Genomic DNA, 12603 nt, shown 5'->3' with positions numbered 1-12603 from the left:
TCTTTAAAAAGTAAAATTTCTAAATATGTTACTTAAAAAGCAAATATTTCAAATTGTAAATGCGTTAATCACAAACAATTTGTCCTTCATATTGTAATTTAATGTTTTTATATACATTCCATCCTTTGTTAGCAACAATTGAATTATAATATAATTTTAGTTTACCTAACTTTTTAGAATAGCCAGTAGGAAGTCCAAATTCTATTCTTTCTTTACCTACTTGAGGATATGCAATGATATCCATATTTGTTTGTATATCTAACTGTGTAAGTTGAGCATTCCAAAATCTATCATTACTTAATGTGTTGACAAATTCTAGTAAATTCTTTCCGTACACAGATTCTTTTAAAAATTTTTGATTCAATAATTTATCCGCTCCTTTACCAGTAATTAAAACTACTCTTGCAGAATATTTTTTTGATAAACCTATCATTTTGCCTTCCTGATTAATATAAGTAGAATTTCCTGAAGGTGTAATTACTCTTGCAATTGGACGGTCTTGCTCAATATCAATAACCAAATTGTTTTTGATATCTTTTGATACTTGAGCATCTCTAACAAATTGAATTTCTTTTAGCTTATTTTCAATCTCAGTGATCGAAGCTTCTTTAACTCCTGCTTGATCAAGATTCATTTTAGCTATTGCATCTTTCACTTCGGTATCCTCGACAAAACGAGGTGCATTAAAGTTTGACACATTAATCAATAATTCTCCTTCTTGTTGTTCTGATTGATGCGTATAAGCAAAAATAATAGAAACAATAATTAAAAGAATGATTATCAAAAGGCCGATTACGCCTTTCTGGTTAAAAATTTCTTGTATATTTTTTGAGCTATTCATTTATTATGAAAGAATGTCTGCAATTTGTTTTGTGTAACGATCAATATTACCTGCTCCTACTGTCGCAATAACTCTACCCTTAAATTGGCGAATTTCATCGATTAATTGATCATCTTCTACAATCTTTTTTTGATCATGTACTATTTTACCTAGTAACATTTCAGAATTAACACCTTCTACAAACTCTTCCCTTGCTGGATATAGTGGTAACAACCAAACTTCATCAGCTAAAGATAAGCTTTCTCCAAAACCATCTGCAAAATCTGAAGTCCTTGAATATAAGTGAGGTTGAAAAATGACCGTCACTTTTTCTTTTGGGTATAAAGCTTTCAACGACTTGATAAAAGTAGTGATTTCTGTAGGATGATGTGCATAATCGTCTACATACACCTTACTCTCGTTCTCCACCCATTTTTCAAACCTTCTTTTTACTCCTTTATAGCTACTTATACCTTCTTTGACTTCAGTCTCTGTCAATCCAAGTTCTAAGGCTATAGACATGGCTAATAATGCATTTTCTACATTATGAAACCCTGGTAATGGTAAACCTATATTATGAATTTTCTTTCCATTCTGAAAAGCTGCATCAAAATAAAACTTCCCTTTCTTAATTTCTAAATGCTCTACTTTAATAACACCACCGTTAATACCGTAGGTATAAGTAGAAGAAGAATTTGTGTTCTGTAACCTTTCTATCTTATTTTCTAAGAAAAGCGTACCATCTGAAGGTAATTTATTAATAAACTCTTGAAAAGAATCAAAAACTGCATCTTCATCTCCATATATATCTAAATGATCTGCTTCACAACTTGTTACACCAATAATATTAGGCGATAAATGTAAAAAAGATCGGTCAAATTCATCTGCTTCTACCACCACAATATGATCCTCTTTTAAGCTATCACCTAAAAGCATATTGGTATTATAATTTGTAGAAATACCTCCCAAGAAAGCAGAACAGTTTTTACCTGAAAACCTCAATAAATGAGCGAGCATAGAAGAGGTTGTGGTTTTACCATGTGTTCCGGCAATACCAACAGTAAAACTAGACTGCGTTATTATACCTAAAACTTCAGCTCTTTTCTTTAAAGAATATCCTTGTTCTTCTAAATATGTTTTCGCTCTATGAGATGATGGTATTGCAGGTGTGTACACCACCAATACATCTTCTTTTTTCTGTGTAAAAAAATCTTTAGGTAAATTTTCTACACTATCATCATAATGTACCTCAATACTTTCTTCTACCAGTTTTCTTGTTAAGTCGGTTGCTGTTTTATCGTAGCCTTTAACATTTACCTTATTGGCATGAAACCATCTTGCCAAGGCACTCATGCCTATCCCTCCAATTCCTAAAAAATATATATACGGTGGTAACATTCTAATTATTTTTTTTGTAGTGCTTTTCTGCTACTTCAATTACCTTCTGAGCAATATCATTAGCGGCATTTGGTTTCCCTAAATTTAATATCGATTCACTAAGTGAAGTTTGTTTTTCTTTATTGTTGATAAGTGAAAGTATTTCATCTATCAAAATTGTTCGTGCGTCAACATCTTTTACTAATACAGCTGCCTTTTCATTTACTAAAGCCATTGCATTTTTAGTTTGATGATCTTCTGCCACATTAGGAGAAGGAACTAGTATTGTCGGTAATCCCGCTAAACATAATTCTGATATGGATAGCGCTCCAGAACGCCCAACAACAACGTTAGAAATAGCGTATACTTTTTCCATTTCTTTGATAAAAGCAACCACATGTAATCCTTCTTTTTCTCGTCCTCCAAATTGACTATGGTATTTATCAAAATAATATTTACCTGTTTGCCATATTATTTGAATTCCAGATTCTAATAATTTATCTATGCCATTAGCCATTGATTCATTCAATGTCAAAGCACCTAAAGAACCTCCAAAAACAAATAAAACGGGCTTATCAGGATTAAAACCCCATTGTTGATAGCCTTCGTCTTTTTTACTTGAAAGATCAATTATATCTTGTCGAACAGGATTCCCTGTAAATTCAATACTATTTTTAGGGAAATAATATTCCATATTTGGATAAGCAACACATATTTTCTCAGCTTTTCCACCAAGAATTTTATTAGTTAATCCTGCATATCCATTTTGTTCTTGAATAACTGTTGGTATTCTTCTATTCTGAGCACGCCACATAATAGGCCCACTTGCATATCCTCCTACACCGATGACAACATTAGGTTTAAACTCTGATATAATATCACCCGCTTTCCATAAGCTTTTAATTAACTTAATGGGAAACTTTAAATTTTCTAGGGTTAATCTTCTTTGAATACCACTTATAGGTAAACCAACAATTTCATATCCAGCTTCTGGAACTTTATCCATTTCCATCCTTCCTTCTGCACCGACAAAAAGAATATCAATATTTTTATCAGAAGCTTTTAAAGCATTAGCTATGGCAATAGCTGGATAAATATGTCCGCCTGTACCACCTCCACTAATAATTACCTTTAGTTTCATGTTATTAATTTATTATTCAAAGAATATCAAAATTAAAAAAAATGATGATTTTATACTTCATCTTAAGCATTTAATTCTTTATTACTTAAGTATATGTCAACTCTTTTAATGGGTAGGAGTGGCAAAAACAATCTTGAATCAAAAAATAAGGATTTCAATATAAAAAAGCATGCTTAAATTGATGCTTCAAAAACGAGATTACAACTGTTTTTTGAAGCATCAATTTAAGCATGCAAAAGTACACCTTTTAAAGCGACTTTCATAGAGCTACTTTGTTTTTTACGAAAGGCCGATTTTATTTCTGAGAAGAATTCCCTCTGATGATTAAGAAGGCTCCTTTTATTTCAACCTTTTCATCATCTGCTCTTAATCTGTACGTTTTCAAAGTACCTTTATAATAATAATTACCTGGCTCTACATCATTACCATTATTATCTTTACCATCCCAATGGATGTTTATATCGTCATTATTATCAATTGATCTATAATCATAGATATTATCTCCGTATCTGTTGATGACGGTAAACTCTACCCCTTGTATAAACCTAGGACACCTCATCGGTATTAAAGTATCATTGATATTATCACCATTTGGAGTAAAAGCATTCGGCATCTCGTAATAGATACAATTATCTTGAATAATGACGTTACTTAAAATACTTTCATTACCAGAATCATCTACTGCTGCCACAGCATAAGACCCCTCAACAAACTCTCTATCTTCAAAAGTATACTTGATTTTTGATGTTAAAGGAGTTCCATCTGGATGATCTAAAGTTACAATAGGTGCTCCGAATTCATTCTTACTTAAAGCTATTCTTCTACTGTAATATATATTGTACATTACAATGTCATCATCACACCCTGGTCCTAACTGATTTTGCCATGTTAATTCAACGGCGAAACGATCTTTTTCACATTCTATTTCACCATCTTTTATAGGAGCTATAATACAACTGTCCATTGTACTTCCACTTTCTAAATTTCTCAATGTTAGGATTGGAGGACATGGAGGTATTGTGTCAAGTAACTCAGTAGTCAACTCTTGTGATCTATTGATTAGTGGCTCTGCTAAAGAAGGGTGTTCAAAAGATCCAATTGTTTCGATATAATAAGAATATAACTTATCATCACTTAGAGGAGTTCCTTTACCTGTATCTCTATATCTTGTTCCTTGCGTATGAACAAACACACTATCATATAAACTGAAGGCTGTTTCGTCGACTTCAATTTTTCGATAAACCTTATGGTATACTGCTTTTTGGCTAGCTCCTTCTAGAACAGAATCAGGAGTTAGGTTCCAACCTACATTAGCATCCCAAGTAAGATCTATATAATCTAAAGAAGGGTTACTCGTTAATCGAACACTAGAAGCTAGCAAAGTAGTATCAATAGGAGCTGCATCACTTGCAGTAGTTCCTTCTAACAATTCTACCAAATAATGGAATTGTGTTTCTTCAGAATTTAATAAGATATCTTGATATGTTGTGTCTTGTGCAGCTATTACACTACTATTGATTTTGACATATTCACTATCATCCAAACGTTGATCACCTTCGCCTCTATATAAGTTATAAAAAGGAACCTTACCAGTGGTAACATCTTCAGGAACCGTCCAACGTAAATTTATTTTACCATTGTCGTTGCTTGTTTCTTCCACATCCACTTGAACCATATAGGCTCCATCAGGTACAAAAGCACAATCTTCTTGAGAAGCTATACTTTCCCCCCCTTGTGGTCTTCCAAAAGAAGCATAAATACGATAACAATAGTTTGCTCCTTGTTCCACAGTTCTATCTGTAAAACTTGTTGCCGTGGCATCAACTTCATCTACAAATTCGTAACCTGTCCAAGAAGGCAATCCTGTTTCACAAGTTGGATTAAAATCTATAGATCCTTTTCTTCTATAAATTTTTATTTTATCAGCACCATCACAATTATAAGCATCCCAATTTAAATTCACTTTGATATCTCTATTGGCTATTTCTGTTGAATTAGGAGGAGTTGCTACCAAACCAGTTGGAGCAGGTCCTAACACAGTGACATGCCAATTTTCTAAGGTACCTAAAACTTGATTTTTTTGATTAGGTTCATCTAAAGCTTTGAATGTAATTTTATAAGGTTCTTGTCTTACATCACTGCATTGTGGTGTCCAAGAAAATTTTCCGTTACCTTCTGAATTATTAATTCCTCCATAAGTTACATTGAATTGCATTTCGTTATATGGAGAAAAATTTAAACCATTCGCTTTCTGTGCTATTTCTAACTTAATACTATGTGGCCCCCAATCTAATGTAGAATCAGTATTATAACACGGTGCATTGGATTGGTCATAAGCAAAAACATCTTTCAACAAAGGATCTCCTGCAACAACACAAGTATCATTAGGTGCTTCTATAATAGGGCGTAAATTAAGTACATCATCAATAATAACTTGCATATCCCTATTTACAGAACCAATGAGAATACCATTTCTCCATTCTTCCACAAAAAAGGCTACATTATACTGACCTGCCACAAAAGGAGCATCCCAAATTAAATCACCAGTAATCTCATCAATTCTAAAATCTGCTGGTGTCTCACATTTTTCTGTCACCTTAGACCACTCTTCATTCGGGTCATCTGGGTATCTATAATTTTGCACTGGAGTATCTCTACCTTGTAAACAAACCGTCAGCCTATAAGATAAGCTATCTCCATCTACATCAAAAGCTCCTGCATTATGCACAAATTTTTGACCTATAGCACCTTTGATAACAGGCGGTATCAATAGAACTGGAGAACTATTTAGACCTAATACTGGGTTAATGAAAAATTCAGATTGAATATAAAAGGGTGTTTCAGATGATATATCCATATTTCGAACATCAGGGTTTCTGTTTCGTTCGAAATAACTTACTTTATAATTACCCACTGAAGGGAAATTATGTTCAGCTTGATAAATCAATATCTGAGTCTGTCCATCTTCTGTAAATTCATTATCATTGATATGTTTAACATAAACAGGTTCGGTTCCATCACCAAAATCAATAAGACCTTCTCCAGGAGGAACACCTGATATATCTCGATATAACACAACTGTTACAATATATTCTCTTTCTCCACCATTCGGCTTTCTTCTCATGGTAAGGTCACCTGCACGTATGTGAGTTGCTAGAACATCTGTTACACCTACAATAAGGATAAGAGTAATTAATAAAAGAGTCCGGTATAGTTTATATGTTTGCGATCTCATGTATGTTTCATTTGAGAGTATAATTGAGCTAAACGTTTAAGTTTATTTATTTAATATACAAAGCATTTTAATGATTTGTCAACTTTTACCAATGAATTGTTTCAATAGATTTCTTCAAATCAAACAACCAACTTTTTTTTGTACCATTACATTTTAAATGGAGCATATTTCTTTGATCGGCATGAACATCGTATAATAAACTATTTTCAATAGTTAATTCTTTAACTTTCTTTACTCCTGTAATTTCTAAATAGACCCAAACTGCTTGTATATCTCTATTCTGATCGGTTTCTTTTCCCACCCATAAGAATGCCTTTTCTTTATCATTAATTTTGATCTTGAAGTTTTCTTCAAAATATTTATTTATCCATTCTTCACTATTTGTTACTTCTTTTTCGGTAAATAAATGTAGTTCAGGTCCACCAATTAATTGAACTCCCTCTTCAAGGTCATCAATAAATACCTTACTTGAAATCTCAATTGATTTCGTTTCTTGATTAAAATTTACTTCAGAGACTGATAAATGAATTGGATGGAAAAATGAAAATAATCCAATTGAGCATCCAATTAGGGATATTAAAACAAATATATTTTTCATTGACAAATGTGTATTTTTAGTCTATTACAAAAACAACTATTATTTGGCTTATTCCGTAAAAGTATTTTTATTCTTAAAAAATGACAGATTTATACCTAATAATATTTTTATTTTTCAGTTAATGTTTGTAGAATTATATTACAAAAACCACTACAAAAATCTACAGATCCACAAATATCAAATTATTCTGTAATCAATCTGAAACTATTTTACACAAATGGGAAAAAAAATATTAGTCGCAGAAGATAGTTCTGTTATCCAAAACATTACTAGAAAAGTTTTACAATTTCAAAATTACGAAATCATATCTGTAAAAAACGGTCAACAAGTTTTAGATAAATTAGCCAAAAGCGATTACGATGCTATACTTCTTGACATTAACATGCCAGTAATGGATGGGATGGAATGTGCTCAAAAAATTAGAAATTTGGATGATAGTAACAAAAAGAATATTCCTATTGTTGCTATAACAGGTAATGCCAAAAATTATTCAATGGACGATTTTAAAGAGGTTGGTATTAATGAATACCTTCCTAAACCATTAAACTTTGACAATTTAGTCAACGTGGTAAATAAAGTCACTAATAATTAATTTTAATTATTTGATATAATTATAAAACTGAATAAATTACATTGCAAGGTAACTTATTCAGTTTTTTTATGTCTAAATCAAAAAGCACATTAAAGCCTACTAAGCATTTACAAAACAAATTAGAGGACTTATTTACAGAAACCGATTATCATTTACGATATGAAAAAGGGAGTTTTAAGTCTGGATATTGTGTCATTAAAAATGCTAAAATTGCGATTATAAATAAGTATTATAGTCAAGAAGGGAAAATTCAATCCATGATGGATATATTAAAAGAAATCAATATTGACACATCCCTTCTTAGTGAAAAAAATGTAGATTTATACCAACAAGTAGTAGATAACGAATTTTCTATCTAATTTAATGAAAGTAACATTTTTAGGAACAGGCACATCCCAAGGCATACCAATAATTGGCTGTAAATGTGAAGTTTGCAGTTCTCTAGATTACAGAAATAAACGATTAAGAAGTAGTATTCATATTCAGACAGATAATAACGAAAGTATTATCATAGACTCTGGAGCTGACTTTAGACAACAAGTACTTAGGGAGAGAATTACACAATTAGATGGTTTATTGTTTACACATCAACATAAAGACCACACAGCTGGAATGGATGACATCAGAGGTTTTTATTTCCTAAATGGACAAAAACCTATTGAATTATATGCTACGGACACTGTTTTCGAACAATTAAAGCAAGAATTTAGCTATATGTTTGCGGAACATAAATATCCTGGTGTTCCTTCAGTTCATCTAAATAGTATACAAAAGGGAGTTACTTTTAACGTTGGAAATACAGAGATTTTACCTATTGAGGTATATCATTATAAGCTGCCAGTTTTAGGGTTTAAAATCAAGAACTTTGCATATATAACTGATGCTAATAAAATAGAGGACGACCAAATGGAGTTTCTCAAAAATTTAGATGTATTGGTCATTAATGCTTTACAAAAAGAACCTCATATTTCTCATTTCACTTTGGATGAAGCAAAAGAGGTAATCAAAAAACTAAATCCTAAAAAAGCATACATCACTCATATTGGACATAAAATGGGATTACATGCTGATGTACAAAAGGATTTACCAGAAAATGTATTCTTATCAGAAGATGGACTTATTTTAGATATATAAACACAAAAAGGTTTCATCGAAACCAATGAAACCTTTTGCTATAATAATTTTTATTTTACTAAAGAGTTGCGATGATTGTCTCGCCTCCTCTTGTTTTTTGATCCAATTCAACGTTTATTTTTGCATCTAAAGGCAAGTAAACATCAATTCTAGAACCAAATTTAATAAAACCATATTCTTCGCCTTGCCCTACAGTATCTCCTTCATTAACGTACCATCTAATACGTCTTGCTAAAGCACCTGCAATTTGTCTGTATAAAACTTGTACTCCATTTTTATTCTCAGTAACAAGTGTTGTTCTTTCATTGTCTGTACTAGACTTAGGGTGCCAAGCTACTAAAAACTTTCCTGGGTGATATTTGAAATATTTTATAATTCCTGATATCGGATTCCTACTCAAATGTACATTTAATGGAGACATGAAAATAGAAATTTGAATTCTTTCATCTTTAAAGAATTCACCTTCATTTGTCTGCTCAATAACAACTACTTTCCCATCGGCTGGTGCTATTACTAAATTTTCTCCTTGAGGAATACTTCTTTTAGGATTTCTAAAAAACTGAAGTATCAATAAAAAGAAAATTACACTTACTGTAATCGATATTCCCTGAATTAATTTAGCCTCAGGGATAAAATAAAATAATGCTGAATTTAGAACAAAAAAAACGACCATCAATGTGATCAATAATGAATGTCCTTCTTTATGTATAGTCATGTTTTAATACGATAAACCAAATTTTCCGAAATATAGTCATCATCTTAATAATTTAATAATGATTGAATTTTCAGAACCTGTTTTTTTGTCAAAAATACTTATTTTGCTGTTTATATTGCGTTTAAATATTCTAAAAAATATTTAATGTCCGGCTCCATAGATCCTTATTCTCTTTCTATTCCTCTTTTCTTTTCGCTGAATTCTCTTCTGTTCTCTCTCTGTTTTTGTTTTCTTTCTTTTAGTACTCTGTACTTGACCTCTATGTTTATCACCGTACTTTTGATTTTGTCTATGCTTATATTTATTACCCCTAACTGATGCACCACCCAATACTGCATGACGGTGTTCTTGTTGGATACCACAAGTTTTTATAGGACAAAGAGGTAGTTTTTGTTTTATGTCATAAGCTAACTTTACTTCAACGTTAAAGCGACTCATAAACATATTAGACTTAGCACTTTCGGAAGCTAAATTATTAACCGTAGATACATCACTATATGAATTAGATCCAAAAGAATAATCCATATTCATCATACCTGTTAAACTTAACTTATCGGAGACATATTTTGTGTATCCTACACCAAGTTTTACCCCAAAAGTAGTAAAGTCACCATTACTTTGCATTCCAACAGTATCTGTAGTTACACCACTTGAATTATCAATGTTATAATAATTATATGATGTAGTTCCTTTATGTAAGATTGGTGAAAAGCGTACAAATAAACTTTCTTTTACATAAGGTAAAAAGTAATTCCCAATATACTTTAAAGGATAAAAATCGCCATAAATTGCAAAGGATTTAATTTCTGAATCTGTATATGAACTTAAATAAGAGTTTTGGCCATTACTAAAACGAGACAATCCAAAGCTACCCCCTACCATTAAACCATCAATTACCTGGAAATCTGTGCTTAGCCCAAATCCCCAACCCCATCCAGCATTTGGCAATTTAACTTCATTACTAGGTACCAAAGTTGAAGGGTTGAATTGACTTATTGTAGAATTATAAAAAGTCTGTTCAGATTGCATACTAAAGCCCACTTTCCATTTTGCATATTGCGCCCACCCTTGTTGAGCACTCATCAAGAAAGTTAAAAGTAAGATAATCCTAAAATATTTTAAGTTACTGAACATCTAAAACCAAAAAGGGTGAAATACTATAGATTAGTCCGATTATTATTATGCAACTACTGTGCAATTCTTTCAAACTTTCAAATATACAGAGAGAAAATTTAAAAGATTTCATTATAAAAATAAATCTTTAAAAAAACTCCCTTTTATTGAAATAAAAAAGAGTGGTCGAAACTCGAACACTCTTTCCTTCTTAAACTAAACTAACAAACAAACTTTCAACTAAATAATATTTTTATGATGCCTGTAAATAAGCATCTTGTTGTATACAATATTTCATGTCTCCTAAAACACTTTCTAATAAATGTTTAGGAACTTCACTTTTTAAAATTTCTTGATATTCGTCGCTAGACAGAATTTGCTCATTTTGTCTGGCGTTACTGAAAATTTCAAAAACACGAGACTCAATGTAAAGCTTTATCACATCTTCTAATATCACAGATGTGTTATTAGTTGTTGATGTTATATCATAAATTGGGTTAGATCCAGATGTATTATTTATAGTTAATACACCATTTGTAAAGTTGTTGCCCTTACTTAATTCGAAGTTGAATTTAATTATCATTGTAGGTTGTGAAGTGCTAGGTTATTAAATACTTGTAAATATTACATTTACAAAAGAATAAATTAACATAGGTTTACACAAGCAATTACTTAAAAAATTTAACTTCAAATTGAAATAGCACAACAAAATATTAATATAATTACATTTAAAGCTTCTTCATTTAATGCAATAAAACATTGTCTTTTCAATAAAAAAAAGACAATTAAGTGTTTTAATACAATAAATTAATAAAATCAGATAATTTCAATTTATATAAATAATAAAAGAGCCCGTAATATTACGGGCTCTTTTACAACTAAACTAACAAACAAACTTTCAACTAATTTTTATTATGAGTAGGGTGTTTTTGGGGTTATTAAAGGTAAATATTTTTATGAGGCATTTCTTAGCATATGGTCTTCTTCAAATATTTCTAGTCCGATTAATTTGTCATAGACAACATCTGCTTTTAACTCGCCTTCTAGTACATCTAAATAATCTTGAATCATTGCCACTCTGCCTTCTTCTCTAAATTGTAGAAAAGTTTCATAAATTCTAGTTTCGGCAAACTGATTCATACCCATAGAAAGAATAGCATCATATTCCTCTGGAGAAAGAATTTCACCATTGGGATCTAATCCGTATTGCAATTGATTATTCTTATTAGTCACCACCATGAAAATCGGTGATGTAATATCAGAATATTTCAATTCTCCTTCTAAAGTAATTTTATGGTATGTAATCATGGCAGCAAATGATTTAAATATGATAAAATGTGTTGATTCTTTATTTTTTTCAATTTTGAATCTGTTTACAATTAGTACTTAATATTTTTTATGTACAAGTAATAAAGCCGAAACAAGATATATATATTAGAATAGTTATATAATAAACTTTATATACTCCAACCAAAAACTGAAAAAAAGCTAATTAAATAAACATGATTGAACTAAAATTGTTACAGTGAAAAAGTTCCATGTAGATATTTTCCTTACGTAACAAAATGGAAATATGAAAACAATTAATTAGAATAATGCAATTTAATCTTTCGTATTTATCCGAATACGAATCATTTCAGGAGAAATAGAGACTTTTCGAGATAAAAGTTGAATACATTGATATAGGGTTACTTTATTATTTCTAGCTCTTAACTGAATAAAAAGCTCATAAAGTAATACTCTTAGTTTGGACGCTGAAAGATCTGATTGGTCATCAGAAAGTGATTCAGTTCTAAAAGATTTAAAATACTTCGTTCTTGTATCTTCATTCAAAGATAAAGGTGTAGTGATTATTGAAAGCATAGTTGGTTATTTAAT

At 30.9% G+C, this 12603-nt stretch carries 13 protein-coding genes; 3 read left to right on the top strand and 10 right to left on the bottom strand.

Going from position 1 to position 12603, the window contains the following annotated elements:
- Positions 1-64 precede the first annotated feature (64 nt).
- The 5 genes from NH26_RS17760 to NH26_RS17740 form a co-directional block, all read right to left on the bottom strand.
- Positions 65-841: a cell division protein FtsQ/DivIB gene (locus tag NH26_RS17760; RefSeq protein ID WP_044220174.1), complete on the bottom strand. Its 777-nt coding sequence runs from the start codon at positions 839-841 to the stop codon at positions 65-67.
- Between the two features lie 3 nt (positions 842-844).
- Positions 845-2218: a UDP-N-acetylmuramate--L-alanine ligase gene (murC, locus tag NH26_RS17755; RefSeq protein WP_044220171.1), complete on the bottom strand. Its 1374-nt coding sequence runs from the start codon at positions 2216-2218 to the stop codon at positions 845-847.
- 1 nt (position 2219) lies between these two features.
- Entirely contained in the window at positions 2220-3338 is a 1119-nt protein-coding gene (murG, locus tag NH26_RS17750) for an undecaprenyldiphospho-muramoylpentapeptide beta-N-acetylglucosaminyltransferase (protein WP_044220169.1), read from the bottom strand.
- A 295-nt stretch (positions 3339-3633) separates the two neighbouring features.
- Complete coding sequence (locus NH26_RS17745; RefSeq protein ID WP_044220167.1) at positions 3634-6573, bottom strand: T9SS type B sorting domain-containing protein; 2940 nt, start codon at positions 6571-6573, stop codon at positions 3634-3636.
- An 85-nt stretch (positions 6574-6658) separates the two neighbouring features.
- A complete protein-coding gene (locus tag NH26_RS17740) occupies positions 6659-7171 on the bottom strand; it encodes a DUF6702 family protein (RefSeq protein ID WP_044220165.1) in 513 nt (170 codons plus the stop codon).
- Positions 7172-7388: 217 nt separating this feature from the next.
- Here NH26_RS17740 and NH26_RS17735 point away from each other — a divergent pair, with 217 nt between their 5' ends.
- The 3 genes from NH26_RS17735 (at position 7389) to NH26_RS17725 (ending at position 8897) form a co-directional block, all read left to right on the top strand.
- Positions 7389-7763, top strand: coding sequence for a response regulator (locus tag NH26_RS17735; protein ID WP_044220162.1), 375 nt, complete (start codon positions 7389-7391; stop codon positions 7761-7763).
- 68 nt (positions 7764-7831) lie between these two features.
- Positions 7832-8122: a hypothetical protein gene (locus tag NH26_RS17730; protein WP_044220159.1), complete on the top strand. Its 291-nt coding sequence runs from the start codon at positions 7832-7834 to the stop codon at positions 8120-8122.
- Positions 8123-8126: 4 nt separating this feature from the next.
- On the top strand, positions 8127-8897 hold the full coding sequence (locus NH26_RS17725) for an MBL fold metallo-hydrolase (RefSeq protein WP_044220156.1): 771 nt from the start codon (positions 8127-8129) through the stop codon (positions 8895-8897).
- Between the two features lie 58 nt (positions 8898-8955).
- On the opposite strand, the gene NH26_RS17720 is transcribed toward NH26_RS17725, so the two are convergent.
- The 5 genes from NH26_RS17720 to NH26_RS17700 form a co-directional block, all read right to left on the bottom strand.
- A complete protein-coding gene (locus NH26_RS17720; protein ID WP_044220153.1) occupies positions 8956-9612 on the bottom strand; it encodes a phosphatidylserine decarboxylase family protein in 657 nt (218 codons plus the stop codon).
- Between the two features lie 141 nt (positions 9613-9753).
- Positions 9754-10695, bottom strand: coding sequence for an autotransporter outer membrane beta-barrel domain-containing protein (locus NH26_RS17715; protein WP_044220149.1), 942 nt, complete (start codon positions 10693-10695; stop codon positions 9754-9756).
- Between the two features lie 283 nt (positions 10696-10978).
- On the bottom strand, positions 10979-11308 hold the full coding sequence (locus NH26_RS17710) for a hypothetical protein (RefSeq protein WP_044220147.1): 330 nt from the start codon (positions 11306-11308) through the stop codon (positions 10979-10981).
- Positions 11309-11679: 371 nt separating this feature from the next.
- Positions 11680-12033, bottom strand: coding sequence for a hypothetical protein (locus NH26_RS17705; RefSeq protein ID WP_044220144.1), 354 nt, complete (start codon positions 12031-12033; stop codon positions 11680-11682).
- Between the two features lie 294 nt (positions 12034-12327).
- The gene (locus NH26_RS17700; protein WP_044220141.1) at positions 12328-12588 is read right to left on the bottom strand and encodes a hypothetical protein; all 261 of its coding nucleotides are present in this window, start codon (positions 12586-12588) and stop codon (positions 12328-12330) included.
- Positions 12589-12603 lie beyond the last annotated feature (15 nt).

This window comes from Flammeovirga pacifica (assembly GCF_000807855.2).
GTDB lineage: Bacteria > Bacteroidota > Bacteroidia > Cytophagales > Flammeovirgaceae > Flammeovirga > Flammeovirga pacifica.
This window is presented reverse-complemented; position numbering and strand designations above follow the sequence as displayed.